The sequence below is a fragment of the Duganella sp. BJB476 genome (genome assembly GCF_003416895.1).
In the GTDB taxonomy this organism is placed as follows: domain Bacteria; phylum Pseudomonadota; class Gammaproteobacteria; order Burkholderiales; family Burkholderiaceae_D; genus Rugamonas.
In genome coordinates, this window is record NZ_QVIO01000004.1 from 417,697 (window position 1) to 441,675 (window position 23,979).

22 protein-coding genes and 1 pseudogene are annotated in these 23,979 nt (G+C 67.6%); 8 read left to right on the forward strand and 15 right to left on the reverse strand.

Annotation, left to right across the window (positions count from 1 at the left end; genetic code table 11):
- Window positions 1-26: 26 nt before the first annotated feature.
- The 3 genes and pseudogenes from D0T21_RS18425 to D0T21_RS18435 form a co-directional block, all read right to left on the reverse strand.
- Window positions 27-768 (reverse strand): annotated as a pseudogene (locus tag D0T21_RS18425) (metallophosphoesterase).
- A gap of 2 nt (window positions 769-770) precedes the next feature.
- The gene (locus D0T21_RS18430; RefSeq protein WP_116991803.1) at window positions 771-1,322 is read right to left on the reverse strand and encodes a cysteine hydrolase family protein; all 552 of its coding nucleotides are present in this window, start codon (window positions 1,320-1,322) and stop codon (window positions 771-773) included.
- A gap of 1 nt (window position 1,323) precedes the next feature.
- The gene (locus D0T21_RS18435) at window positions 1,324-2,010 is read right to left on the reverse strand and encodes a GNAT family N-acetyltransferase (RefSeq protein WP_116991801.1); all 687 of its coding nucleotides are present in this window, start codon (window positions 2,008-2,010) and stop codon (window positions 1,324-1,326) included.
- A 109-nt stretch (window positions 2,011-2,119) separates the two neighbouring features.
- On the opposite strand from D0T21_RS18435, the gene D0T21_RS18440 reads away from it, so the two are divergent.
- Entirely contained in the window at window positions 2,120-2,497 is a 378-nt protein-coding gene (locus tag D0T21_RS18440; protein WP_116991799.1) for a homoserine dehydrogenase, read from the forward strand.
- Between the two features lie 6 nt (window positions 2,498-2,503).
- On the opposite strand, the gene D0T21_RS18445 is transcribed toward D0T21_RS18440, so the two are convergent.
- From D0T21_RS18445 to D0T21_RS18460, 4 genes are all read right to left on the reverse strand, one after another.
- Entirely contained in the window at window positions 2,504-5,095 is a 2,592-nt protein-coding gene (locus tag D0T21_RS18445) for a BACON domain-containing protein (RefSeq protein ID WP_199538532.1), read from the reverse strand.
- A 125-nt stretch (window positions 5,096-5,220) separates the two neighbouring features.
- Window positions 5,221-6,405 carry a tetratricopeptide repeat protein gene (locus tag D0T21_RS18450; RefSeq protein ID WP_116991795.1) on the reverse strand — a complete coding sequence of 395 codons (1,185 nt, stop codon included), beginning with the start codon at window positions 6,403-6,405 and terminating at the stop codon, window positions 5,221-5,223.
- Between the two features lie 122 nt (window positions 6,406-6,527).
- Window positions 6,528-7,745: a DUF2863 family protein gene (locus tag D0T21_RS18455; RefSeq protein ID WP_116991793.1), complete on the reverse strand. Its 1,218-nt coding sequence runs from the start codon at window positions 7,743-7,745 to the stop codon at window positions 6,528-6,530.
- A gap of 16 nt (window positions 7,746-7,761) precedes the next feature.
- Complete coding sequence (locus D0T21_RS18460) at window positions 7,762-8,628, reverse strand: HDOD domain-containing protein (RefSeq protein ID WP_116991791.1); 867 nt, start codon at window positions 8,626-8,628, stop codon at window positions 7,762-7,764.
- A 241-nt stretch (window positions 8,629-8,869) separates the two neighbouring features.
- Here D0T21_RS18460 and D0T21_RS18465 point away from each other — a divergent pair, with 241 nt between their 5' ends.
- Window positions 8,870-9,439: a DNA-3-methyladenine glycosylase gene (locus D0T21_RS18465; RefSeq protein ID WP_116991789.1), complete on the forward strand. Its 570-nt coding sequence runs from the start codon at window positions 8,870-8,872 to the stop codon at window positions 9,437-9,439.
- Here the strand turns inward: D0T21_RS18465 and D0T21_RS18470 are convergent.
- Window positions 9,344-11,002, reverse strand: a complete 1,659-nt coding sequence (locus D0T21_RS18470) for a methyl-accepting chemotaxis protein (protein ID WP_116991787.1) — start codon at window positions 11,000-11,002, stop codon at window positions 9,344-9,346. The two genes, D0T21_RS18465 and D0T21_RS18470, sit on opposite strands and share 96 nt — an antisense overlap.
- Before the next feature lie 15 nt (window positions 11,003-11,017).
- Window positions 11,018-11,482 carry a cache domain-containing protein gene (locus D0T21_RS18475; protein ID WP_116991785.1) on the reverse strand — a complete coding sequence of 155 codons (465 nt, stop codon included), beginning with the start codon at window positions 11,480-11,482 and terminating at the stop codon, window positions 11,018-11,020.
- Between the two features lie 230 nt (window positions 11,483-11,712).
- On the opposite strand from D0T21_RS18475, the gene D0T21_RS18480 reads away from it, so the two are divergent.
- Genes D0T21_RS18480 through D0T21_RS18495 form a run of 4 tightly spaced genes read left to right on the forward strand, consistent with a single transcriptional unit; the run spans window position 11,713 to window position 16,262 of the window.
- The gene (locus tag D0T21_RS18480; RefSeq protein WP_116991783.1) at window positions 11,713-13,191 is read left to right on the forward strand and encodes a KamA family radical SAM protein; all 1,479 of its coding nucleotides are present in this window, start codon (window positions 11,713-11,715) and stop codon (window positions 13,189-13,191) included.
- 9 nt (window positions 13,192-13,200) lie between these two features.
- Window positions 13,201-14,496, forward strand: coding sequence for an MFS transporter (locus D0T21_RS18485; protein ID WP_116991781.1), 1,296 nt, complete (start codon window positions 13,201-13,203; stop codon window positions 14,494-14,496).
- Window positions 14,493-15,374 carry a 2OG-Fe(II) oxygenase gene (locus D0T21_RS18490; RefSeq protein ID WP_229211540.1) on the forward strand — a complete coding sequence of 294 codons (882 nt, stop codon included), beginning with the start codon at window positions 14,493-14,495 and terminating at the stop codon, window positions 15,372-15,374. Before D0T21_RS18485 ends, D0T21_RS18490 begins: the two co-directional genes overlap by 4 nt.
- Window positions 15,375-15,407: 33 nt before the next feature.
- Window positions 15,408-16,262, forward strand: a complete 855-nt coding sequence (locus D0T21_RS18495; protein ID WP_116991779.1) for a fumarylacetoacetate hydrolase family protein — start codon at window positions 15,408-15,410, stop codon at window positions 16,260-16,262.
- Between the two features lie 4 nt (window positions 16,263-16,266).
- Here D0T21_RS18495 and D0T21_RS18500 read toward each other — a convergent pair whose 3' ends face one another.
- On the reverse strand, window positions 16,267-17,598 hold the full coding sequence (locus tag D0T21_RS18500; protein WP_116991777.1) for an aspartate aminotransferase family protein: 1,332 nt from the start codon (window positions 17,596-17,598) through the stop codon (window positions 16,267-16,269).
- Window positions 17,599-17,717: 119 nt separating this feature from the next.
- Between D0T21_RS18500 and D0T21_RS18505 the strand changes: the two genes are divergently transcribed.
- Complete coding sequence (locus D0T21_RS18505) at window positions 17,718-18,272, forward strand: carboxymuconolactone decarboxylase family protein (protein WP_116991775.1); 555 nt, start codon at window positions 17,718-17,720, stop codon at window positions 18,270-18,272.
- Here the strand turns inward: D0T21_RS18505 and D0T21_RS18510 are convergent.
- The 3 genes from D0T21_RS18510 to yjgA are packed head-to-tail and all read right to left on the reverse strand — an operon-like array spanning window position 18,269 to window position 20,140.
- The gene (locus tag D0T21_RS18510) at window positions 18,269-18,937 is read right to left on the reverse strand and encodes an alpha/beta hydrolase (protein WP_116991773.1); all 669 of its coding nucleotides are present in this window, start codon (window positions 18,935-18,937) and stop codon (window positions 18,269-18,271) included. The two genes, D0T21_RS18505 and D0T21_RS18510, sit on opposite strands and share 4 nt — an antisense overlap.
- Before the next feature lie 8 nt (window positions 18,938-18,945).
- Window positions 18,946-19,554: a molybdopterin adenylyltransferase gene (gene mog, locus D0T21_RS18515; RefSeq protein WP_116991771.1), complete on the reverse strand. Its 609-nt coding sequence runs from the start codon at window positions 19,552-19,554 to the stop codon at window positions 18,946-18,948.
- Window positions 19,544-20,140 (reverse strand): ribosome biogenesis factor YjgA, encoded by a 597-nt coding sequence (yjgA, locus tag D0T21_RS18520; protein ID WP_116991769.1) that lies wholly within the window; start codon window positions 20,138-20,140, stop codon window positions 19,544-19,546. The genes mog and yjgA overlap by 11 nt, the downstream gene beginning before the upstream one ends.
- A gap of 94 nt (window positions 20,141-20,234) precedes the next feature.
- Here yjgA and pmbA point away from each other — a divergent pair, with 94 nt between their 5' ends.
- Window positions 20,235-21,587, forward strand: a complete 1,353-nt coding sequence (pmbA, locus tag D0T21_RS18525) for a metalloprotease PmbA (protein ID WP_116991766.1) — start codon at window positions 20,235-20,237, stop codon at window positions 21,585-21,587.
- Window positions 21,588-21,594: 7 nt separating this feature from the next.
- Here the strand turns inward: pmbA and D0T21_RS18530 are convergent, their stop codons facing one another.
- Together D0T21_RS18530 and D0T21_RS18535 are read right to left on the reverse strand one after the other, a co-directional pair.
- Window positions 21,595-22,707: a hypothetical protein gene (locus tag D0T21_RS18530; protein WP_116991764.1), complete on the reverse strand. Its 1,113-nt coding sequence runs from the start codon at window positions 22,705-22,707 to the stop codon at window positions 21,595-21,597.
- Between the two features lie 101 nt (window positions 22,708-22,808).
- Window positions 22,809-23,939 (reverse strand): M14-type cytosolic carboxypeptidase, encoded by a 1,131-nt coding sequence (locus tag D0T21_RS18535; protein ID WP_116991762.1) that lies wholly within the window; start codon window positions 23,937-23,939, stop codon window positions 22,809-22,811.
- Window positions 23,940-23,979: the final 40 nt, after the last annotated feature.

The window sequence follows — 23,979 nt, forward strand, 5'->3', positions numbered from 1 at the left end:
CAGAGTAGCACCGTCGGCTGGGGGACTCAAGCGGTTGGCTTTGATGCAGAGACATAACCGGTCATCAGCGCGACGGCCCAGTCTTCGCGGCCGTTGGCGCAGGCCAGTTCGGCCATGCTGCGGTGGTCGTAGGGGACGCTGAGCAAGCTGCGCCTGCCACTGCTGCTGGCGGCGCTCGACGATGGCGTAGCGGGCGTCGGGCGAGCCCGATTCGATGGCGTGGGGATACGGGTGGTCGTCGGCATAGGCCGGCTGGCCGACGCTGCCGGGATTGACGAGCAACTGGCCGCGCGCGCTGCGCACGCTGCGCGGCACGTGCGTGTGGCCGCAGGCGACCAGGCTGGCGTCGACCTGGCCGAGGCGCTGTTCGATGTCGGCGGCGCCGGCGTGGCGGTCGGCCGTTTCCAGCAGGCCGGTGAGGTCGCTGGTCGGCGTGCCGTGGCACAGGAAGACGTCTTCGTTGTATTGCCGGGCGGACGGCAGCGTGGCGATCCACGCCAGTTCGGGCGCCGTCAGTTGCGCGCGGGCGTAGGCGTCGGACGCGCCGGAGCCGGGATGCAGTTCGAGGATCTGCCGCTCGTGGTTGCCGGCCAGGTGGGTCCAGTCCTGCAGCATCAGGAAGCGCGCCGTCTCCAGCGGCAGCAGCGGGCCGGACAGGCTGTCGCCCAGGTTGACGACGGCGTCCACGCCCTGATGGCGGATGTCGGCCACCACCGCTTTCAGCGCGGCGAGATTGCCGTGGATGTCGGAGACGATGGCGATGCGCATGACTAGCTATCCTTGAACGTGGCCAGCAAGCCGGCCGTCTCGACGATGGCGGCGTACTCGCCATCGAGGTTGGACAATGCCATGTAGTGTACATCGTCGGCGCTGCGGGGCGCGCCCGCGTAGTCGTTCTTGGCGTAGGCGTAGCAGGCGTCGGCCACCACGCTGGTGGTGAAGCCGAGGTTGCCGGCGCTGCGGGCGCTGGACTCCACCGAGTTGTTGGTGCTCACCCCCGCCAGCACCAGCCGGTCGATGCCGCGCACCCGCAGCCAGCGCTCCAGCCCGCTGTTGACGAAGCAGTCCGGCACATTTTTTTCCACCACATGCTCGTGCGCCAGCGGCGCCAGGCGCGGCTGGAATTCGGCGCCCGGCTGGCCCGGCCAGAACGGCGAACCCGGCGTGCGCGACATGTGGCGCACGTGGACCACGGTGGCGCCGGCCGCGCGCCAGGCGTCGAGCAGGGCGGCGATGTTGCGCTCGGCGTCGGGGTTGTTGCGCGCGCCGGCGGCCGGGCCGGCCATGCCTTGTTGCATGTCGATGATGATCAATGCCTGCATCTCAGGGTTCCTCGCGGGAGATCACCCGCACCACCGACTCCAGGTAATCCTCGAAGCCCATGCGCAGGTAGAGTTGGTGCGCGTCGTTGCTGCGCATGACGTGCAAAAAAGAAGTGTCGCCGCGCTGCATGTGGCGGCGGATCAGCTTGCCGATGAGTTGTTTTGCCAAGCCCCGGCCCTGGTAGTCGGGATGGGTGCAGACGCCGCTGATTTCGCACAGCCCCGGCGCGCGCAGGCGTTCACCGGCCATGGCCATCAGCCGCTCGCCGTCGAAGTAGCCGAAGTAGTCGCCCAGCTCGATGGTGCGGATGCCGAACGGGCCCGGCTTGCACAACAGGGCCAGCTCCAGCGCCTGCGCCGCGTGCTGCGGGCCCAGCGGCAGCGCCGCCGGCGCCGGATCGGCGGCCGGCATGGCGCCGCGCCAGACCATGCGGAACATGGTGCTCTCGGCGTTGATCTTCCAGCCGGGCGGGGCGGCGCCGTGCCAGCTGTCGCAGTAAAACGGCTCGCCCGGCGCGCACACCGCCGCCAGCGCGGCGAAGTCCGGCCGGGCCGGATCGGCAAAGGCGACGATGGGGGAGAAACCCTGGGTGTAGCGGCGCGCGCCGCCGCTGCCGTCGGCGTGGCGCGCGTGGGCGCCGGTCAGGGTGTGCCAAAAAATGTGGTCCAGCTGGTCGTTGCGTTCCATGCAGCTTGCCTTGTCGAGGGAGCGTGGTTATGCTTGCTTTAAATACACTTTCTTTTTAACACAGTTTTGACAGGGGTCTACATCGCAGTTCAACTTAGCTGGGGACAAAATGGATAATCAGAAAATCGCCATCGTCGGGCTGGGCCGTATTGGCTCAGCCTTCTTGCGCAATATGCTGGGCCGCCGCGAACGCGGCGTGGAGCTGGTGGGCGTGGCCGAAAGCGGCGATACGCCGGGCCGCCAGCTGGCGCTCGACGCCGGCCTGGCGGTGGTGACGCTGGACCAGATCGTCGCCATGGGCAGCGGCGTCGACATCCTGTTCGACCTGACCGGCATCCCCGCCGTGCGGCGCGAGATCCGGGAAAAGCTGATGGCGCAGGGGAATCACCACACGGTGATCGCCTCCGAAACCATCGCCCGCCTGATCTGGGCCATGACCAGCGACGACGACCTGCCCGTCATCGCCGGCCGCAGCACCGGCTACTGACGCGCCTTACGGCCCCACCGGAACGATGGTGGCCACGCCATCGTCGGTGATGCCGATCAATAACAGGCCGTCGCCGGACACCGCCAGCTGGCGCGGCAGCAACTGCTTGCCGCTGCCGACCAGCTTGTACTGGTTCAGCAGCTTGCCGGTGGTGTCGTACATCCACACGTCGCTGGCGGCCGCCTTGACGGCGGCGCCGCAATAGATGCGGCCGTCGCTGCCCAGCTCGATGTTGTTGGGCGTGCCGTCACCGGCCGCCAGGTAGCCCAGCACCCCCAGGTCGAGCGGATTGAGTATGCTGCACAGCTTGGGCGAGCTGTTGGCGGTGTAGATCAGCGTGCCGTCCTGGCTGACGGCGATGTCCTGGCCCAGCGTGCCGGTATTGGCGTGGCTGGCGGCCGGGACCTTGGCCGGGTACAGCGTGCCGCCGTTGAGCGCGGCATAGTCGACGCTGAGCGTGGTGATGCCCACCACGGCGGCATTCTCGGCCTGCAACAGCAGGCGGTTGCCGTCGCCGCTGGCGGCCAGCGTGCCGCCGCCGCCGAGCGGCAGGCTGAGGCGGGCCTTATTGGCGGTCAGGTAGGCGGCGCCGTTGCTGAGCACCAGCATTTCCACGCCGTTCGGGCGGATCACCTTGAGGCGGGTGGCCTGGTCGGCGTCGACCGCGATCTGCGACAGCACCGTCTGGGTGTTGAGGTCGATGGTGACCAGCGAGTGGCTGCTCAGGTTCAGCAGGTACAGGTAGTCGCCGTTGGCGCTGGTGACCATGTCGCCCAGGCTGGCGCCCAGGCCGGCGATGGTGGCGGTTTTTTGTCCGCTGTAGAGGTTGTAGACGTCGATGTAGGCGCCGCCGTTGTGCACATAGGCATAGGGCCGGACCGGATCGGTGATCACGTTGGCGTAGGTCAGCACGGTGCTGACGTTGGCCTGCGGCGTGCGCGTGCCTTTCCACAGGGCGACGCGGATCGGCTCGGGCGCGCTGGCGTCGGCGTCGAACGGGGTCAGCGTGACGGTGGCGATGCTCAGCGTGTTCGCGCCCAGCGTGGTCGGGTCGGCCGTCAGGGTCAGCTTGTTGCCGCTGACGCCGGCCACCAGCCAGCCCTGGCTGGAGGCGGCGCCCATGCCGCCGAACGTGCCGTAGTTGTCGCGCACGGTCAGGGTGCGGGTCAGCCGGGTCCAGGCCGGCGTGGCGCTGAAGGCGACCCCGGTTTCCGACGGCAGCAGCTTGTGCTGGTCCTTGTTGATGGTCAGCAGCACCGGCGCCACCACCCGGTCGCCGTTGACGCGCGCGGTGGCGTTGACCAGCGTCGACGTGATGCCGACGCTGGCGTTGGTCGGCAAGGCGTTGAAGGCGACGCTGCTGGCGGCCTGGTTGACGCTGCCGGCGAGGACGTTGGCGTCGGCCCAGGCGGGCAGCGCGCCGAACGACCAGGGCCAGGAATTGGTGACGGTGTTCAGGCTCAGCGCCAGGCTCTGGCTGGCGCTGAAATCGCGGCCGTAGGCGCCGCCCAGGGTGATGCTGTTGAGCGACGCGCTCAAGGTGGCCGGGCTCAGGTTGAGCGTGACCGGCAGGGTGCGGCTGGCCTGGCCGGTGGCGCTCAGTGCGACGCTGCCGCTGTAGCTGCCGCTGGCCAGCGTGCCGACGGTGGGATCGACCGTCAGCACCGCGGTGGCCGGCGTCGTGGTGCCGCTGGTGGGCGAGATGCGCAGCCAGGCGCCGTTGGCCACGGCGCTCCAGCTGGCGCTGCGCTGGTCGTCGGTGTCGAGCGCGATCACCTGGTTCGGCACCGGGGCGCCGTTGATGGCGTTGAAGGTGACGCTGCCGGCGGTGACCAGGCCGCTCGGCTGGACCGACAGCGTGGCCGGCAGCACGGCGCTCTGGCCGTCGCTGGCGCTGATGGTCAGCGTGGTGCTGTAGTCGCCCACGGCCAGGCCGCTGGCGTCGAAGGCGACGCTGAGCGTGCCGCTGCCGCTGCCGGACGCCGCGCCCGGCTTGAGCCAGGCGGCGCCGCTGCTGGCGGTCCAGCTGCGCCCTTCGCTGCTGATGGCGACGTTGATCGCGGCCGGCGCGGCCGCGCCGAGGTGGGCGGTGCCGCCCAGCGCCACGGCCGGCGTGGCGCTGAAGACCAGCTGGCCGACCGCCACCACCTGCAGGCTGTAGGGCAGCTGCATCGGCGAGCCGGGGAATTGCGTGGCGCAGCCGCTGTCGCGGCACAGGCGCACGGTGAAGCTGCCGGTGTAGCTGCCGGCCGCCAGCGACGGCGCGGTTTGCAGCACGGCGTGGTACTGGGTGTCGCTGTCGCGTATCAGCTGGGCATTGGGCAGCAGCACGCCGTTGCTGTCGACCACGCTGGCGAGCACGCTGCTCGCATTGGCGAAGTCGGCCGGCCTGGCCACGGTGGCGATGACGTTGAGGGGGGTTGACGTGCCGGCGGTGATGTTGGCGCGGACCGTGTCGGGGTTGAAGCTGAGGGCCGGCGAGACGGCCGGGGGGGAAGGATCGGCGCTGCTGTTGCCGCCGCCACCGCCGCCGCCGCATCCGGTCAGCAGGGCGGCCAGCAATAGCGGCAGGAGGTAGACGGACCTGGGTCTCAGCATGGCGGTATCCTTGGGGTAAGCACAGCTTGATTTACACATTTTACAATTGTTGCGTGTTTGCAACTATGTGTCAAGCGTTGGACGCGCGCACGGCCGCGCCCCGGCCAGAATACCATCGCGCACGCCTATTTGCCCGCCGAGTGCGCCTCATACGCGCGGATGCGGTCCAGCTTGGCCGAATACAGGTCATGGTCGCCGCGCGTGGTGCTGTTGGCCAGCGCCGTGGCCATGTGGGCGTCGGCTTCGCGCAGATTGCCCAGCTGGTAATTGGCCAGCGCCAGCCAGAAGTGGAACTCGTGGTAGTCCGGCACCCGCTCCACTTCGCGCGCGAACAGGTCGCGCGCGCGGCGGTAGTCGCCGGCCTCCATCGCGGCCTGGCCCAGGTTGAAGAAATGGAAGGGCGGGTCGGGTTCCAGCTGGGTCAGGCGGATGCGCAGCCGGGCCGCCTCGGCCTGTTTGTCAGGGCCGGGCTGGGCGGCCAGCGATTGCACCAGGTTGGACAGGAAGATGGTGTTGTCGGGCGCCTGCGACAGCGCGTAGCGCAGCGCCTGTTCGGCCTCGGGCAGGTTGCCGTGGTGCTGGTAGACCACGGCCAGCGTGTTGTAGGCGTTCAGCAAACCCGGATCCTGCTCGACCGCCTTGCGGGCCGACCAGTAGGCGTCGTCCAGCTTGCCTTGCGACAGCAGCTCGGCGGCGCGGTTGTTCAGGTACATGGCGACGATGGTCTGCTCGTCCAGCGGCCTGGCGTTTTCGCGCGCCTTGGGCGGGATGGGGATGAAGTCCACCGTCAGCGCGTTCGACAGGTCGACGCTGTAGACGTCGCCCTGGCTCAGGCGCGGCCGGCCCAGCGACAGGTTGACGTGGTTGCTGGCGAAATACAGGTTGCCGGCGCGGCTCCAGCTTTCATCGACCTCGACCTGCTGGAACTGCACCACCAGGTTGAGCTCGTGCGCCAGCGCGGCCGTCATGATGGCCAGCGACAGGCAGTTGCCGGCGCGCGCCGCGAAGGTTTGCGCGGCGTCGCGGGTGATGGCCGAATCGTATTCGAGTTGCAGCTTGTCCTTGCGGTACAGGGCGTCGAACAGCTCGCGGCGCGGATCCTTGCGCGACAGGCTGTGGCCGATTTCGTGGTTCAGGTAGTCGCGCATCGCCGGGCTGACGGCGAACACGTGGGCGGTGTCGACCGGCGTCGCCGGCGGCTGGAACAGGGGATCGTGGAACAGCATCGGAGCGGCCGCGCGCTGCGTCAGCGACGGCCCGGCGCAGCCGCACAGCAGCGCGGCGCACAAGGTCAGGGCCCATGGTTTCATGACGAGTCTCCCTTTGCTGCGGAGCACAAGCCGGCGCCGCACCAGGCAGCGGTCTCTGTGTTCCGCTTGAGGAAAGTATCCTCGGCTCCCGGGACGATGTCAAACGGGAATTTGCGGCCGGCTTAAGCCAGCGGGCGCAGCTCCACCGGCTGTCCCTGGGCGTCGAAGCGCAGCGCCACCTGCACCGCGCCGACGCCGATGCTGGCCAGGGCGTCGCGCAGGTCGTCGACTTCCAGTTCCAGGTCGGCGCCGAGGTCGAGCGGCTTGTCGCCGCTGGCCAGCACGGCCTCGCCGTCGCGCAGCTGGACCCGCAGCACCATCTCGTCGTCGACGTCGGACGGCGCGATGACGGCGTTCAATTCCCCCGGCGCGCGGCCGGCGATGGCCTGGTTGAGCGCGGACAGCAGTTGCAGCATCGCGTATTCGGACTGGCCCTGTTCGCGCGCGCCGAAGAACAGGTCCTGGTACAGGAAGTTCAGGCGCAGCGCGCCGTCACCGCGGCCGCGGCCCAGGCAGCGCGCCACCAGCGGCGCGTGCTGTTCGGTCCATTTCTGGTAACGCTCGGCACGCTTGGCGAAATAGGCGTCGGCCGCCTTTTCGCTGGCCGGCACCTGGTAGAAGGCGTCGTCGGCGCGTTTCATCGCAAAGCCGAGCAGGAAGCGCAGCTCGACCGCGGTGTCTTCCGCGCCGAAGCCGGTGGCCGACCAGCCGGCCGCCATGCTGCGCTCCAGCGCCGGCGCGGCGGCGATCTTTTTCTCGGTCAGCGACTGCGCCGCCTCGCGCACCATGGTGTGCAGCTGGCCGTAGCTGACGCGTTCGAACTCATCGAGGTCGTAGCCGTGGCTGACCAGCACCACCTTGGCGTTCGGGCTTTCCAGGCCGGCGTCGGTGAAGCTGGCTAGCAGGGCTTCGTAGGCGGCGGCGTCCTGGAAATCACAGGCCGGGTCGAGGCCGCCCTGGCTGTGGACGAACACCGGAATGGCGAAGGCGTCGATCTCCATCTCGGGCGCGCCTTCGCGGCGCAGCATCAGGCTGGCGGCGCCTTCCTCGACGGCGTTGCGCAGGTAGCGGTAGCCGTCGCGCGATTCGTCGCGCGCCAGCTCGATGGCGCCATACAGCACCTCGTCCTTGCTCTGGTTGAGCAGCTTGCGCAGCAGGCGCTGGAAGTCCAGCGCTTTCTGGGCCAGTTCGGCGCGGGTGCTGTCGGCCACGATGTCGTTGTTGAACTCGCCGTCCGCCAGGTCCAGCGCCAGGGCGCACAATTCGGTGGTTTGCTGTTCGTCTTTCAGTTCCGGGGAGTTCGCGGATTTGCGCGGTACGGGGCGCTTATTCTTGGGCATATTTCTAGTGGTTCGCTTATCGTTCGGTGTGGAAGGCTTCGTGCAGTTCGTCCAGCAGGTCGGCGGTTTCATCCTCGGACAGGCCGAGGTGGCGGCAGGCCTGGTCGCCGCCTTTTTCCCACTCATAGGACAGGTTGCTGCCGTGGAAGCGGGCGATGCCTTTTTCCGCCAGCAGCGCCAGCGCCACCAGCGAGCGCACGGCGTCGTCGGTGGCCGGGTCGTCCAGCACGCGGTAGTCGTGGTGCAGCAGGATGGCCCAGGAGACGTCCGGCGACAGCCCCCAGTTGCGCGCCAGCAGGCAGCCGATGGCGGCGTGGTTGGTGCTGTAGCGGCTGTCCTCGATGACGGTGAAGGCTTGTTCGGCGTCGTCGCAGGCGTCGGCGTAGGTGGCGGCGTAGTCGGCGAAGCGGTTCATCAGCAGCGGCACGCCGATGTCGCAGAACAGGCCGAAGGTGTGGGCGATGTCGGGCGGGGCGATGCGCAGCTTGCGCGAGAAGAACACCACGGCCTGGGCGCGGCGCGCCGAGATTTCCCAGAACGCCGTCAGGTCGGCTTCCTTGCCGTCGATGGCCTGGCGCGCCAGCAGCCCGGTCAGCAGCGCCGCGCACTGGTTGATGCCGAGGAAATTGATGCCCTGCTCGACCGACTTGGCCTTGCGGGCGGCGCCGAAGAACGGCGAATTGGCCAGCTTGAGCAGGGCGCCGGACATGCCGACGTCGTTGCCGATGATGCGGGCGATGCGGCGCGGCGACGGGTCGGGCTGGGCCAGCTCGCGCTGCAGGTCGACGAGCAGGCTGGGCCGTGGCGGAATACGGATGGAGCGCATCAGCGCTTCTTCCACCGCGTTTTCAACTGGCATGGCTGGGGCTGCAACTGTCGTCATTGTGTTCTTCAGGGGTACGGGTGGGGCGATGCAATACAGCACTATAAACCAGTGCGCTCACTCATGCTGGGCATGCTTACCCCGATTATCGCCGCAAGCGCGCGCGGCGGGCGTGAATTTCTCCTGAATTTCTGCCGGGGCCGCCATATTTTGTCGCTAATTTCCGTTAAATGCGGCGATTCGATAATCATTTGTTATGGGTTTCGTGACTAAGCAAGTCAGATTGGCACACAATATAGCCATGGATACATATCTGGCAGGCATCGATTTCAGCGGCAACTCGGCCGAGGTGGCGCGGCGGTTGATCGGCGTCACCCTGCTGGTGGACGGCGTTGGCGGGCGCATCGTCGAGGCCGAGGCCTACGACCGCAGCGAGCCGGCCGCGCACAGTTTCAACGGCCCGACGCCGCGCAATTTTTCCATGTTCGGGCCGCCGGGACGCAGCTATGTGTACCGCTCGCACGGCTTGCACTGGTGTTTGAATTTTGTCTGCCGCGAGGAGGGCCACGGCGCCGGCGTGCTGATCCGCGCGCTGGAACCGCTGGCCGGGCTGGCGCAGATGCGCGAGCGGCGCGGCCTGGACGACGAACGGCTGCTGTGTTCGGGGCCGGGGCGGCTGTGCCAGGCGCTGGGCGTCACGCGCGCGCACAACAACCTGGTGCTGGACGCGGCGCCGTTCGTGCTGCTGGCGCCCGATCAGTCGGCGCTCGAGGTGCTAGCCGGCCCGCGCATCGGCATTAGCAAGGCGGTGGAGTTGCCGTGGCGCTTCGGCCTGGCCGGTTCGCGCTTTTTGAGCAAGCCCATGCGCTGACGGCGGCTCCACCTTGAACACCGACACCGCCTGCGACAGCTGCACCGCCTGCTCTTGCAGGCTGGCGGCGGCGGCGGCGGCCTGCTCGACCAGCGCGGCGTTCTGCTGCGTCACATCGTCCATCTGACCGACCGCCTGGTTGACCTCGGCGATGCCCTGGGCCTGCTCGACGCTGGCCTGGCTGATGCGGACGATTACCTCGTTGACCTGCTGCACCGAGGCGACGATGGCCTCCATCCGCTCGCCGGCCTGGTGCACCGAGGCGCTGCCGCTGTCGATGGTGGCCACCGAGGTCGCGATCAGCGCCTTGATTTCCTTGGCGGCGGCGGCCGAGCGGTGCGCCAGCGTGCGCACCTCGCTGGCCACCACCGCGAAGCCACGGCCCTGCTCGCCGGCGCGCGCCGCTTCCACCGCCGCGTTGAGCGCCAGGATGTTGGTCTGGAAGGAGATGCTGTCGATCACGCCGATGATGTCGACGATCTGGCGCGAGCTGGCGCGGATCGAGGCCATGGTCTGCACCGCCTGGCGCACTGCGGCGCCGCCGTGCTGGGCCAGGTCGGCGGCGCCGGCCGCCAACTGGCAGGCCTGCTGGGCGCCGGCGGCGTTGTCCTGCACCGCCTTGGTCAGGCTGGCCATGGCGCTGGCGGTTTCCTCCAGCGAGCCGGCCTGCATCTCGGTGCGGGTCGACAGGTCGAGGTTGCCGCTGGCGATTTCGTGCGAGGCGCAGTCGATCGCCTGCACCGCCGCCATGATGGCGCCCAGCGTCTGGGTCAGCTTGTGCATGGTGTGGTCCAGCATGCGGGCGGTGTCGGCGATCTCGTCGCGGCCGCGGTTGTCGCCGCGCCCGGCCACCAGGCGGCCGGCGGCCAGCGCCACCACCACGTCGGCGATGGCGCGGATGTCGCGCAGCATGGCGCCGCGCACCGCCATCGTCACCCCCAGCGACAGCGCGATCGACAGCAGCACCATCACCGCCATGCTGGTGCCGAGGGTGTGGAACTCGGCGCGGGCGCGCGCGTAGGCCTGTTCGCTGAGGTTTTTCTCCAGCGCCGACAGCTGCGCCAATTGTTCGTTTAGCAGCAGGAATTGTTTTTCGCCGTGGGCCATGGCGTTGGTGGCGATGCTCTGGTCGATGCTGGCCATCTCCATGGTGTCGCGCACGGCCTTGCGGTAGGCGGCCAGCGATTGCAGCGTCTGCTCGACGATCTTGCGTTCGGCGGCGTTGTGGTCGGCCGCGGCCAGCGCGTCCAGCTGGCGCAGCCGGGTCTCGATGGCGGCGTGGCCGGAATTGATCTGCTTGGCCAGCGCGTCCAGCCGGGGCTGGGAAAAACTGCCGTTGACCCAGGCCAGCAGCTGGTAGATGTGGGCGTGGGCGTAGCGGGTTTCGCCGGTGACGTCGGCGGCGGTCTTGAGGCGGGCCGCGCGCACCTGCACCAGGTTTTCCAGCGAGGCGTTCTGGCGCACCATGCCGTAGTAGGCCGCCGCCGCCGTGACGATCAGCAGCAGCAGCACCAGGCCGGGCGCCAGCAGCAGTTTGGGACCGATACGCAGTTTGCTCAGCATGGTGCTCTCCCGCCGCTATTTTTTGTAGATGCCCGCTTCCAGCACCACGTCGCCGACGCGCAGGACGTAGGTGGTCTTGGGCTCGATCTTGCCGCTGCCGGGATTCTTGTACTGGTAGTCGACCCAGCCGTGGCCCTTCTTGGCGGCCAGCTCGATGATCTCGCGGCGGTACTTCTTGCCGCTGGCGTCGGGCACGTCGGTCAGGTCCTTGCCGACGATGGAGGGGTTGAACGGGTGCGCCAGCACGATGCCGCTGTTGAGGTCGCGCAGGTCGACATACAGCGAACCCTGCACGAAGTCCGGGTCCTTGGCCGCCACTTTCTTGATCAATTCGTCCTTGCCGTGGGCCTTGATAAAGGCGGCGCCCTTCTCGACGATGGCGATGGCGTCTTTTTCGGTGGGCTCGGCGGCGAAGGCCGGGGCGTGCGACAGGGAGGCGGCAATGGCGGCGATGGCGGCCAGCATGGCGGTCTGTTTCATGGCGTGTCCTTGTGGTGGGGGGCGGGAAGGCTTGCTCCCATGAACTTTACGCCGGCGCCGAGGACGGGAATTGCGATGCCGCAAAGTCTGGCCGTGTGGAAATTTTGCACGCGTCCCCCGTCAAGGAAAAATATATTTCCATGCGTCAGTTGATTTGCGGCAATCGCAATTCCGGTGGGCGGCCTAGCATGCAGTTTCCGCCCCCCCTTTTATTGCGATAGGAACCTGCGATGACCTCGACTCCGATAGCCTCCTGGAACAGCGCCGCCGCCCAGGCGCCCAAGTTCAAGCCTTTCATCCGCCAGACCATCCCCCATTCCCGCCAATGGGAATGGCTGACGCCCGACTTGCAGGAAGCGGTGCAGGTGGTGTCGCACGTGCTGCCGTTCCGCACCAACGAATATGTGCTGGACCACCTGATCGACTGGAGCAACATCCCGGACGATCCGATCTTCCGCCTGACCTTCCCGCACCGCGACATGCTGGCGCCGGATGACTACGCGCAGCTGCGCGAGCTGGTGCTGGGCCGCGCCAACCAGCAGGCGCTGACGGAGCTGGTGCGGCGCATCCGCCTGCGCATGAACCCCCATCCGGCCGGGCAGATGACGCACAACGTGCCGCGCGTGAACGACGCCCCGCTCAAGGGCTTGCAGCACAAGTACAAGGAGACGGTGCTGTTCTTCCCCAGCGCAGGCCAGACCTGCCACGCCTACTGCACCTTCTGCTTCCGTTGGCCGCAGTTCGTCGGCATGGACGACATGAAGTTCGACGCCAAGGAATCGCACCAGCTGGCCGACTACCTGCGCCTGCATCCCGAGGTGACCGATGTGCTGATCACCGGCGGCGATCCGCTGATCATGAACACGCGCTCGCTGGAGGCGTATATCGAACCGCTGCTGGCGCCGGACCTGGCGCATATCCAGAACATCCGCATCGGCACCAAGTCGGTGGCGTACTGGCCGCAGCGCTTCGTCACCGACCGCGACGCCGACGACCTGCTGCGCCTGTTCGAGCGGGTGGTCGGCAGCGGCAAGAACATGGCCATCATGGGCCACTACAACCACGCGGTGGAGCTGCGGCCGGAGATCGCCCAGCAGGCGGTCAAGCGCATCGTCGGCACCGGCGCCACCTTGCGCATGCAGGGACCGCTGATCCGCCACATCAACGAAGACCCGCACAGCTGGGCCGAGTTGTGGCAGACCGGCGTGCGGCTGGGCGCCATTCCCTACTATATGTTCGTCGAGCGCGACACCGGGCCGCGCGAGTACTTCCAGCTGCCGCTGGCGCGCGCGCACGAGATCTTCCAGCAGGCCTACCAGATGGTGTCGGGCCTGTCGCGCACGGTGCGCGGGCCGTCGATGAGCGCCTTCCCCGGCAAGGTGGTGATCGACGGTATCGCCAACATCGGCGGCGAGAAGGTGTTCGCCCTGCAGTTCCTGCAGGCCCGCAATGCCGACTGGGTGCGCAAGCCGTTCTACGCCAGGTTCGATCCGAAGGCCACCTGGATGGACGAGCTGAAACCGGCCTTCGGCAAGGACAAGTTCTTCTTCGAGGAGGAGGGCGGCAGCCGCAGCGAGTACGGCGCCGAGCCGCCGGGCCAGCGCAAGGTGATCCCGCTGATCCCGGCGCGCCAGGACGAGGCGCAGCGCGGCGGTGGCGGCGCGGCCGTCGCCAGCGCGGCCGGCTGCGGCGCGCACAGTCCGGCGTAGGGGGGCGCCATGTCCGGCCGCGCGGTGTTCGTGCTGGTGTTCCTGCCGTTCGCGCTGGGCCACTATCTATCGAGCCTGATCCGCACCGTCAACGCGACGCTGGCGCCGCAGCTGATGGCGGCGCTGGCCCTGAGCCCCGCCCAGCTTGGCCTGCTGACCAGCGCCTTCTTCCTGGCGTTCGCGCTGGTGCAGCTGCCGGTCGGCATGGCGCTGGACCGCTGGGGCCCGGCGCGGGTGCAGCCGCCGATGCTGCTGCTGGCGGCGCTGGGCGCGCTGGCCTTCTCCGGCGGCCGCGATTTCGCCCAGCTGCTGGCGGCGCGCGCGCTGATCGGGCTGGGATTGGGCGGCTGCTTCATGTCGGCGGTGAAGGCGGTGTCGATTTGGGTCGCGCCGGCGCGGCTGCCGTCGGTGCAGGGGTATCTGATCGCGGCCGGCGGGCTGGGGGCGGCATCGGCCACCTTGCCGGTGCGGCTGGCGCTGCACTACACCGACTGGCGCGGCCTGTTCGTCGGCCTGGCTGCCGCCGCGGCGGCGCTGGCGCTGCTGATACGGCTGGTGGCGCCGGCCGCGCCGCCCGCCGCGTCGTCGGCGGCTACGGCTACGGCGCCGCGTCCGGCCGGCCTGGCGGCGCTGCGCGAGGTGCTGCAGCATCCGGCCTTCCGCGAGGTGGCGCAGCTGGTGCTGGTGCCGCACATGGTGTTCTTCGGCATCCAGGGTTTGTGGATCAGCCGCTGGCTGACCGACGTCGCCGGTTTTTCCGAGGCGGCGGTGGCCTACCTGCTGTACCTGGGCATGGCGGCGGTGATCTTCGGCGCCATCGCGGTCGGCATGCTCACCGAGTGGGCCGGGCGGCGCGGCGTGGCGCCGATCAGCGTGGCTGCGGCCGGGGTGGCGCTGTTCATCGCGGTGCAACTGGGCTTTGTGTGCAACTGGGCGCCCAGCTACCAGCTGCTGTCGGTGATCTTTACGCTGGTGGGCACGGTGACCGGCATCGAGTATGCGATCGTCGCGCAAAGCCTGCCGGCCGCGCTGACGGGGCGCGGCGCCACTTGCCTGAACCTGCTGATCTTCCTGGGCGCGTTCGCGGTGCAGGCGGGCTTCGGGCTGGTGGTCGGCTGCTGGCGGCCGGACTTTTTGCAGCACTATCCGGCGCAGGCCTACCAGGTGGCGTTCGCGGTGCTGGTGTTGTTGCAGTTGCGCGGACTGTTGTTATTCGCGCGCCGGCGCTGGGGCGCGGGCGCGCAATCCGGTAAAATCGACCACCAATCCGGCAGCCCGGCAACTAGCCCACCGATCGCACGATGACTACTGCACCTACTGTCTTTGTCTCCCTGCCGGCCGTGTGGCAGGACTGGATCATGGAAAACCTGGCACGCGCCTGCAATCCGCTGGACATGGCCAACAGCATGGCGGCCTCCGGCCAGCACAGCATGACGGTGGCGCGCGCCGCCATCGACGAGGCGCTGGCGCTGCGCGCGGCGGCCGATCACGCGCCGGCGCCGGTGGCGAGTGTATTCGTGGCGCCGCAGCAGATGCCCTACATCGACCTGGAACGCAACCTGGTCGCCGCGCCGGACCGGGAGGTGGAGGTGCTGTTCGTGCTGAAGCAGCCGCAGATCATCCTGCTGGGGAATGTGCTCAGCGACGAGGAATGCGACGCCATCATCGCCCATTGCGGCACGCGCTACACCCGCTCCACCGTGACCGGCGAGGCCGACGGCGCCAGCGTGGTGCACGAGGGCCGCACCAGCGAGATGGCCTTCATCCAGCGCGGCGAGGCCGAGGTGGCCGAGCGCATCGAACAGCGGCTGGCGGCACTGGCGCACTGGCCGCCCGAGTGCAGCGAGCCGTTCCAGCTGCAGAAGTACGGCGTAACGCAGGAATACCGGCCGCACTACGACTGGCTGGACCCGGACAGCAGCGGCCATCGCAGCCATCTGGCGCGCGGCGGCCAGCGGCTGGCCACCTTCATCCTGTACCTGAGCGATGTGGAGCAGGGCGGCGGCACGGTGTTCCCCGGCCTGGGGCTGGAGGTGTATCCGAAGAAGGGCAACGCGCTGTGGTTCCTCAACACCGACGTCAACCACCAGCCGGACAAGCAGACCTTGCACGGCGGCGCGCCGGTGGTCAGCGGCACCAAGATCATCGCCAACAAATGGTTGCGACAGGGGCGCTACGGTTAGAATGGCGACATTCGAAATTAACCTAGGAACCCCATGAGACTCGTTCGTTACGGCCGTCCCGGCAAAGAAAAACCAGGCCTGATCGATGACGAAGGCAAGCTGCGCGACCTGTCCGGCGTGATCGCCGACATCGACGCGGCGCAGCTGGCGCCCAAGGCGCTGCGCAAGCTGGAAAAGATCCCGCAAGCCTCGCTGCCGCTGGTGCGCGGCAATCCGCGCTACGGCGTGCCGGTGGCGCGCGTCGGCAAATTCATCGGCATCGGCCTCAATTACTCGGACCACGCGGCCGAAGCGGGCATGCCGATCCCGAAGGAGCCTATCGTCTTCATGAAGGCGATTTCCTGCCTGTCCGGCCCGGACGATCCCGTCATGCTGCCGCAAGGCTCGAAGAAGACCGACTGGGAAGTGGAGCTGGGCGTGGTGATCGGCACGCGCGCGCAGTACGTCAGCGAGGAGGATGCGCTGAAGTACGTGGCCGGCTATTGCGTGGTCAACGACCTGTCGGAGCGATCGTTCCAGCTGGAGCGCGGCCCGCAATGGGACAAGGGCAAGGGTTGCGACACCTTCGGCCCGGTCGGCCCGTGGCTGGTGACGCAGGAAGACATCTACGACGTGCAGCAGCTGGACCTGTACCTGGAACTGAACGGCAAGCGCATGCAGACCGGCTGCACCGACACCATGATCTTCTCGGTGGCGCAGATCGTCAGCTACCTGTCGAAGTTCATGACCCTGGAGCCGGGCGACGTGATCGCCACCGGCACGCCTCCGGGCGTGGGCCAGGGCCGCAAGCCGCAGCGCTTCCTCAAAAAAGGCGACGTCCTGCGGCTGGGCATCGCCGGCCTGGGCGAGCAGCAGCAGGACGTCGTCGCCTGGACGGCGTCGAAGTAAGCAGCTAAGTCGCGCTGGCCAGCGCCCGAGACAGGGCGTCGGCCAGCCGGCTGGTGATCTCCGCCAGCTCGGCCTCGGTGGCGATGAACGGCGGCGCCAGCAGGATATGGTCGCCGCGCCGGCCGTCGATGGTGCCGCCCATCGGATACACCATCAACCCCCGCGCCATGGCCTGCTCCTTGACCGCCGCGTGCAGCTGGCAGGCCGGATCGAAGGGCGCCTTGCTGTCGCGGTCCCGCACCAGCTCCAGCGCCAGCAGCATGCCGCGCCCGCGGATGTCGCCCACGTGCGGATGGTTGCCGAACGCCTCGCGCAGCATGCGGCGGAAGGCGGCGCCGCGCACCGTGACGGCGCCCAGCAGACAATCCCTCTGTATCACCTTCTGCACCGCCAGCGCGGCGGCGGCGGCCACCGGGTGGCCCATGTAGGTGTGGCCGTGCTGGAAGGCGCCGCTGCCCTCGCGCAGGCGCTTCACCACGTGCTGGCGCGCCAGCACCGCGCCGATCGGCTGGTAGCCGGCGCCCAGGCCTTTGCCCAGCACCACCAGGTCCGGCAGTACGCCCTCCTGTTCAAACGCGTACAGCGTGCCGGTGCGGCCCATGCCGCACATGACTTCATCGAGTATCAGCAGGATGCCGTACTTGTCGCACAGCTTGCGCACGCCGCGGAAGTAGCCGGGCGTGGGCGGCACGGCGCCGGAGGTGGCGCCGACCACCGTCTCGGCGACGAAGCCGATGATGTGCTCCGGGCCGTGTTCGACGATGGTCGCCTCCACTTCGGCCAGCAGGGCGGCGGTGTAGTCTTCGGTGCTCTGGCCGGCGGCGCGGTCGCGGTATTCGTAGCAGGGCGCGACGCGCGGCACCGCCATCAGCATCGACTCGAACGGACGGCGGCGCCACTCGTTGCCGCCGATGGCCAGCGCGCCCAGCGTGTTGCCGTGGTAGCTCTGGCGGCGGGCGATGAACATGCCGCGCTGCGGCTGGCCCGCTTCCACCCAGTACTGGCGCGCCAGCTTGAGGGCGGTCTCCATCGCTTCCGAACCGCCCGACACCAGGTAGACGTGATCGAGATCGCCGGGGGCGTCGTTGGCCAGGCGGCTGGCCAGTTCCTCGGCGGCGTCGCAGCTGAAGAAGGCGGTGTGGGCGTAGGCGTTGCGGTCGATCTGGGCGTGCATGGCGGCCAGCACGTCGGGATGGGCGTGGCCCAGCGAGGAGACGGCGGCGCCGCCACTGGCGTCGATGTAGCTGCGGCCCTGGCTGTCGCGCACGGTCAGGCCGGCGGCGCTGGCGGCCAGCGGTGGCGCGCGGCGCAGGTTGCGGTGGATGATGTGGCTCATGGCGTCCTTTCGGTCAGGGTGACGAAGAGCAGACGATAGCCGCGATTGGCTTGTGTTCTGTTGATCTATCCCGCACCATGTGCGAATAATTGACCAGGATGCCAGCAGGAGTGACAGCGATGACCGACCGATTGGGAGCTATTCCGTTTGCCGACATGAGTGCGGCTCAGCAGGTGGCGGCGCAGGCCGTGATCGACGGGCCGCGCGGGGCCTTGTACGGGCCGTTCGTGCCGCTGATCCGCAGCCCGGAGTTGATGGCGGCGGCGCAGCGCATGGGCGAGTACCTGCGCTACCGCAGCGCGATCGGCACGCGGCTGACGGAGCTGGCGATCCTGGTGACGGCGCGCCAGTGGAGCCAGCAGGTGGAGTGGGCGATCCACGAGCCGATCGCACGCCAGTACGGCATTTCAGACGAGGTGATTGTGGCGGTGGCGGCGCGCCGGCGGCCGGACGGCATGGTGGCCGACGAGGCGCTGGTGCACGATTTCTGCATTCAGCTGCACCAGCGGCAGCGGGTCGACGACGAGACCTATGCCGCGGCGCTGGCGGCCTTCGGCGAGCACGGGGTGGTGGACCTGATGGGTATCAACGGTTACTACACGTTTTTGGCGATGGTGATGAACGCCGCGCAGACGGCGGTGCCGGCGTCGCCGGCACCGCCGCTGCCTGACTAGGCCAGGACTTTTTTCAGCCAGGCGCTGATGTGGTCCACTTCTTCCTGGCACAGCGAGTGCTGCATCGCGTAGTCGTGCCATTCGACGCTGTAGCCCAGTTGCTTGAGCAGGTCACGCGACTGTTCGGCGCGGGCCACCGGAATCACCGGGTCCATGCGGCCGTGCACCATGAAGATCGGCGTGGACAGGCTGGCCTGGGTGTGCTCGGCGGCGGCCTTGGCGGCGATCGGCACGTAGCCCGACAAGCACATCAGGCCGGCCAGCTTTTCCTGCAGGCGCATGCCGGTTTGCAGCGTCATCGCGCAGCCCTGCGAGAAGCCGGCCAGGATGATGCGTTCGGCCGGGATGCCGCGCGCTTTTTCACGTTCGATCAGCGCTTCCACCTTGGCTTGCGAGGCGCGCAGGCCGGTTTCGTCTTCCTGTCGACCCAGGTCGCTGGCGACGATGTCGTACCAGGCGCGCATCACGTAGCCGTTGTTGATGGTCACCGGCATGGTGTCGGCGTTGGGGAAGATGAAGCGGATGGCCGGCAGGCCGCGCAGATCCAGCTCGTGCAGCATGGGCACGAAGTCGTTGGCGTCGGCGCCCAGGCCGTGCATCCAGATGATGGCCACGCTCGGGTTGGCGCCGGTTTCTTTTTCGATGGTTTGCAGCAGGGTGCTCATGGGCGTCCTCAGGGTTGGGGGCGTAGCGCGGATTTGGGGCGGAAGGCCTTGCACACGGCCGGATCGGTTTCCATGTAGGGACCGCCGATCAGGTCGACGCAGTAAGGCACGGCGGCGAAGATGCCGCCCACCAGCACGGCGCCGGCGGCGTCCTTCAGGCCGCCCAGCGTTTCGGCGATGGCCTTGGGCTGGCCGGGCAGGTTCAGCACCAGCGCGGCATGGTCGGCGGTTTCGCGGATCACGGCGGTCTGGCGCGACAGGATGGCGGTCGGCACGAAGTGCAGGCTGATCTGGCGCATTTGCTCGCCGAAGCCGGGCATTTCCCTGGTGCCGATGGCTAAAGTAGCCTCGGGCGTGACATCGCGCCGCGCCGGGCCGGTGCCGCCGGTGGTCAGCACCAGGTGGCAGCGGGCGACGTCGACCAGTTCGGTCAGCGTGGCTTCGATCTGCGCGCGTTCGTCGGCGATCAGGCGGGTTTCAACACGGTAGGGAGTGGTCAGGGCGCGCGCCAGCCAGTCTTGCAGGGCCGGCAGGCCCAGGTCCTGGTAGACGCCGCCGCTGGCGCGGTCGGAGACCGACACCAGGCCGATCACCAGGGTGTCTGCATTACTCGTCATCGGACTCGCTGTCTTCGTCGTCGGTCTCGGCGGCAGCCTTGCCCTTCTTGGACTCGATCTGCTTGAGGATCTGGAAGATCTCGCGGTAGGCTTTCGGCGGCTTGCTCTCGGCCTGTTCCTTGCGGGCGTTGCGGATCAGGGTGCGCAGGTGCTGCACGTCCAGTTCCGGGTTCTCTTCCAGCAGCACGGTCAGCGCCTTGTCGTCGACCAGCAGCTTGTCGCGGCGGCGTTCCAGCGCGTGCATGGCGGCCGTCTCCGACTTGGAGGCGCCTTTCCAGCTGTCGATGGTTTGCTGGATCACGGCCACTTCGGCCTCGTCGAGGGTGCGCATCTTCTTGCCGACGAACTGCATCTGGCGGCGACGGCCCTCGTGGTTGGTGATCTGCTGGCAGGCCAGGATGGCGTCCAGCACGTCCTCCGGCATCGGCACGCGCTTGACGCGGTCGCGCGGGGCTTCGACCAGGGTTTCGCCCATTTTTTGCAGGGCGTCCGACTGGCGTTTAAGCTCGGTTTTGGACGGGCGTTCGTATTCTTGTTCGAATTCGGTGGAGCTGAAGCCGACGGCTCCGCGGTTGGGATTTACCATAATATTAACTTTCGGTTCGGCACGTGGCCGCACCTGTAAACTGTAAACGACTGCTATGATACCTGTTTTAGCGGCCACCCGAAGATTACAGCCCATGAGCGATACCCATTTTACCCACACCCAGGACCAGTTGAAGCAGCTCGCACGCGATGTGCTGGCGTTCGCCAAGGAGCAGGGCGGCACCGATTGCGCCGTCGAAATCAGCGAAGGCAGCGGCTTGTCGGTGTCGGTACGCAAGAGCAAAATCGAGACCATCGAGCAAAACAAGGACAAGGGCATGGGGGTGACGGTGTTCATCGGCCAGCGCCGCGGCAACGCCAGCACCTCGGACTTTTCGCCGGCCGCGTTGAAGGCGACGGTGGAAGCGGCCTACAACATCGCCCGTTTCACCTCGGACGATGACTGCGCCGGCCTGGCCGACGCCGACCAGCTGGAACTGGCGCCGCGTGACCTGAAACTGTTTTATCCGTGGGATATCTCGACCGCCGACGCGGTGACGCTGGCGCAGCGCGCCGAGGCGGCCGGCTTCGAAGTCGATCCGCGCGTCACCAATTCGGAAGGCGCCGGCGTGCATGTGCAGCAGTCGCACTTCGTGTCGGCCAACTCGCGCGGCTTCATCGGCGGTTATCCGTACTCGCGCCACACGCTGTCGGTGGCGATGATCGCCGGCAAAGGCTCGAAGATGCAGCGCGACGACTGGTACACCTCGGTGCGCGACGCCAAGCAGATGTCGGCGCCGGAAGCGATCGGCCGTTACGCGGCCGAGCGCGCGCTGGCGCGCCTGAACGCGCGCACCATCGACACCCGCACCTGCCCGGTGCTGTTCGAGGCGCCGCTGGCGGCCGGCCTGCTGGGCGCCTTCGTGCAGGCAACCTCGGGCGGTTCGCTGTACCGCAAGTCCAGCTTCCTGCTGGATTCGCTGGGCAAACAGGTGCTGCCGAAACATATCCAGATCAAGGAAGACCCGCATGTGGTCGGCGGCGTCGGCTCGGCGCCGTTCGATGAGGAAGGCGTGCGCACCGTCAAGCGCGACGTGGTCAAGGATGGTGTGGTGCAGGGTTATTTCCTGTCGACCTATTCGGCGCGCAAGCTGGGCATGAAGACCACCGGCAATGCCGGCGGTTCGCACAACCTGTCGCTGACCTCGTCGCTGACGAAGAAGGGCGACGACTTCGCCGCCATGCTGCGCAAGATGGGCACCGGCCTGCTGGTGACCGAACTGATGGGCCAGGGCACCAACTACGTGACGGGCGATTACTCGCGCGGCGCGTCGGGCTACTGGGTCGAGAACGGCGTGATCCAGTATCCGGTGGAGGAAATCACCATCGCCGGCAATATGAAGGACATGCTGGCGCAGATCGTCGCCGTCGGCGCGGACGTGCTGGTGCGCGGCACCAAGCAGACCGGCTCCATCCTGATCGAAAACATGGTGGTGGCCGGCGGCTGATCGCTGGCTACTCTCGCTTGCAGTGCGCGCTTGACGGCAGCCCGCAAGCGATCAGGCGGCCGACGTCGGGGTTGGTCAGGTAGTTCAGATGCGCGTAGTCGGGGCGCTCCAGCAGACCGAAGTAGGTGCTCGCGTTGGAGACCAGGATGTTGTAGACCGTCACGCCCTGACGCGCATATTTTTCCGATTGCAGTGTGTACGACAGCAGGTCGTTGGGATCGGTGAACGCCACCAGCGTCAGGCGCCGGTCGGCGGCGGCCCCTTCCACCGCCAGCCGCTTTTGCAGCAGCCGTTGCAGACTGTCGGGCGTGGCCGGCGCCAGCGCCGCCGTGCCGATCTGCTGGTCGGCCAGCGACAGCAATGGTATCTGGTTGGCCGCCATCACCAGCAAGCGCAGGCGATCCACCGCCTTTTGCGCCACCAGCGCCGCGCGCGAGCCGGGCGCTTCCTCCGACATGCGCAGCAGGGTATCGAACAGGATCTTGCTGCCCATGCTATGCGAAATCACCACCAGCGGCACATCGGACGCGGCGTCGCCCGCGTCCAGCACTTGCAGGATCGCATCGCGCATGCGGCGCTGGATGTCGTCGCGCGCCACGCCCTGGTAGACCAGCGCGTCCGGCAGGCAATCATCGATCAAGCCATCCTTGAAGCGCGCGTTGAGGCGGGCGCGGGTGGACGTGAACGGCGGTGCGCCTTCGCAGATGGACGACTTGCCGGTCTGGTCGTAGCACAGCTGGCGCTTGAGGGCGGTGGTCAGCGGCGACCAGATCAATGCGTCGAAACGCAGGTGGCCGGCGGGCGTCTGGACGTTGGACGAGACGATCTGCACCTGCGGCCCGCCAGTGGCGGTGTGGGCGGACGACGAACTGCTCGCGCTCGTGAGCGACTGCATCAGCTGGCCCACCACCACGCCGGCCCAACTGGCGTCATGGGTGCAGATGCCGTGCACCAGCAACACATCGGCGTTCTTGCCGCCGGCGCTGGCGGCCAGGTCGATCAGGCCGGGGAAGGTCGTGCCGGCGTCCAACAGCTGCGGCGGACGGTAGGGCGTGGTGCAGGCGCACAGCATCAGCACAAGCAACAGCAGTGCGCGGCGTTTCCAAGTCGGGGTATTCATGCTGAACCTCCAGTCGCGGCGCGCGGGTGCGCCGATGAGGTCCAGTGTATTTTTCCCTGCGGCGGCGACTTTGTCGCACCGCAGGGAACAGGCTCAGCGTGTTACGCCTGCGCCAGCAGCGATTGCAGCACCGGCTGCAACACCGACTTGCCCAGTTCGGCGCTGCGGGCGCCGTTCCAGCCGGTGTCCGGATCCGGATCGTTGGCGTTGTCCTTGAACGGCATCTCCAGCGTTAGCGACAGGCAGCCGAAGGCGTGGGTGATGTGCGGCGAGCCCATGGTCAGGGTTTCGTCGGTGTACGGCGTTTCGCCGTAGCCGTACTCGTCCTGGAAGTCCGGGCTGGCGATCAGGAAATTGTCGATGAAGTATTGCTGCGCTTCTTCCTGGTCCGGCGTGAAGGTCGGCAGCGATTCGCTGCCAGCCACGAACACGTAAGGCAGGCCTTCGTCGCCGTGGATGTCCAGGCACAGGTCGCAGCCGATTTCCAGCATCTTGTTCTTGACCAGGAACACTTCCGGGCTGCGTTCCATGGTCGGGTTCAGCCACTCGCGGTTCAGGTTGGCGCCGGCGGCGTTGGTGCGCAGGTTGCCGCGTACCGAGCCGTCCGGGTTCATGTTCGGCACCACGTAGAACACGGCTTCCTTCAGGCACTGGCGGCCGAACGGGTTGGCCGGGTCCAGCAGCGCCTCGACCATGCCTTCGACAAACCACTCGGCCATCGTCTCGCCCGGATGCTGGCGCGCGATGACCCAGACTTTCTGTTCCGCTTCCGGATCGCCGATGACCAGCATGTTCAGGTCGCGGCCGTCGATGGTGTTGCCCAGGTCGACCAGCTTGACCAGCGGCGACAGTTGCGCATTATCCAGCAACGACAGGTGGCGTTCCCACGAGTACGGTTCGAAATAGGCGTAGTAGACGCTGTCGTATTCCGGCGTGTGGTTGATGGTCATGACGGTGCCGTCATAGGTGGTCGGCACGCGGAACCAGTTGTCGCGGTCGTAGCTGGCGACGGCCTGGTAGTCTTTCCAGCCGTCAGGATAGGCGGCGGTGCCGGCGTTCAGGAAGCGCAGCGCCAGCGGCGTGGCTTGCGCGCCCTGCACGCGGAAATAAAACCATTGGGTGATGTCGGCGTGCGAGTCCTTGCGGATGTTCAGGTCGATGGCGGCCGGATCGTCGGCACGCAGGACCTCGATGGCGCCGGCGTCGAATTGCTGGCTGATTTTGATAGACATGGCTGAATCCCGGTAAATTCTATGTAAGAAGTTTGTTTGC

Coding starts and splice junctions, on each gene's coding strand:
- D0T21_RS18430 (WP_116991803.1), bottom strand. CDS start 1,322: ATGCAGGCATTGATCATCATCGACATGCAACAAGGCATGGCCGGCCCG.
- D0T21_RS18435 (WP_116991801.1), bottom strand. CDS start 2,010: ATGGAACGCAACGACCAGCTGGACCACATTTTTTGGCACACCCTGACC.
- D0T21_RS18440 (WP_116991799.1), top strand. CDS start 2,120: ATGGATAATCAGAAAATCGCCATCGTCGGGCTGGGCCGTATTGGCTCA.
- D0T21_RS18445 (WP_199538532.1), bottom strand. CDS start 5,095: ATGCTGAGACCCAGGTCCGTCTACCTCCTGCCGCTATTGCTGGCCGCC.
- D0T21_RS18450 (WP_116991795.1), bottom strand. CDS start 6,405: ATGAAACCATGGGCCCTGACCTTGTGCGCCGCGCTGCTGTGCGGCTGC.
- D0T21_RS18455 (WP_116991793.1), bottom strand. CDS start 7,745: ATGCCCAAGAATAAGCGCCCCGTACCGCGCAAATCCGCGAACTCCCCG.
- D0T21_RS18460 (WP_116991791.1), bottom strand. CDS start 8,628: ATGACGACAGTTGCAGCCCCAGCCATGCCAGTTGAAAACGCGGTGGAA.
- D0T21_RS18465 (WP_116991789.1), top strand. CDS start 8,870: ATGGATACATATCTGGCAGGCATCGATTTCAGCGGCAACTCGGCCGAG.
- D0T21_RS18470 (WP_116991787.1), bottom strand. CDS start 11,002: ATGCTGAGCAAACTGCGTATCGGTCCCAAACTGCTGCTGGCGCCCGGC.
- D0T21_RS18475 (WP_116991785.1), bottom strand. CDS start 11,482: ATGAAACAGACCGCCATGCTGGCCGCCATCGCCGCCATTGCCGCCTCC.
- D0T21_RS18480 (WP_116991783.1), top strand. CDS start 11,713: ATGACCTCGACTCCGATAGCCTCCTGGAACAGCGCCGCCGCCCAGGCG.
- D0T21_RS18485 (WP_116991781.1), top strand. CDS start 13,201: ATGTCCGGCCGCGCGGTGTTCGTGCTGGTGTTCCTGCCGTTCGCGCTG.
- D0T21_RS18490 (WP_229211540.1), top strand. CDS start 14,493: ATGACTACTGCACCTACTGTCTTTGTCTCCCTGCCGGCCGTGTGGCAG.
- D0T21_RS18495 (WP_116991779.1), top strand. CDS start 15,408: ATGAGACTCGTTCGTTACGGCCGTCCCGGCAAAGAAAAACCAGGCCTG.
- D0T21_RS18500 (WP_116991777.1), bottom strand. CDS start 17,598: ATGAGCCACATCATCCACCGCAACCTGCGCCGCGCGCCACCGCTGGCC.
- D0T21_RS18505 (WP_116991775.1), top strand. CDS start 17,718: ATGACCGACCGATTGGGAGCTATTCCGTTTGCCGACATGAGTGCGGCT.
- D0T21_RS18510 (WP_116991773.1), bottom strand. CDS start 18,937: ATGAGCACCCTGCTGCAAACCATCGAAAAAGAAACCGGCGCCAACCCG.
- mog (WP_116991771.1), bottom strand. CDS start 19,554: ATGACGAGTAATGCAGACACCCTGGTGATCGGCCTGGTGTCGGTCTCC.
- yjgA (WP_116991769.1), bottom strand. CDS start 20,140: ATGGTAAATCCCAACCGCGGAGCCGTCGGCTTCAGCTCCACCGAATTC.
- pmbA (WP_116991766.1), top strand. CDS start 20,235: ATGAGCGATACCCATTTTACCCACACCCAGGACCAGTTGAAGCAGCTC.
- D0T21_RS18530 (WP_116991764.1), bottom strand. CDS start 22,707: ATGAATACCCCGACTTGGAAACGCCGCGCACTGCTGTTGCTTGTGCTG.
- D0T21_RS18535 (WP_116991762.1), bottom strand. CDS start 23,939: ATGTCTATCAAAATCAGCCAGCAATTCGACGCCGGCGCCATCGAGGTC.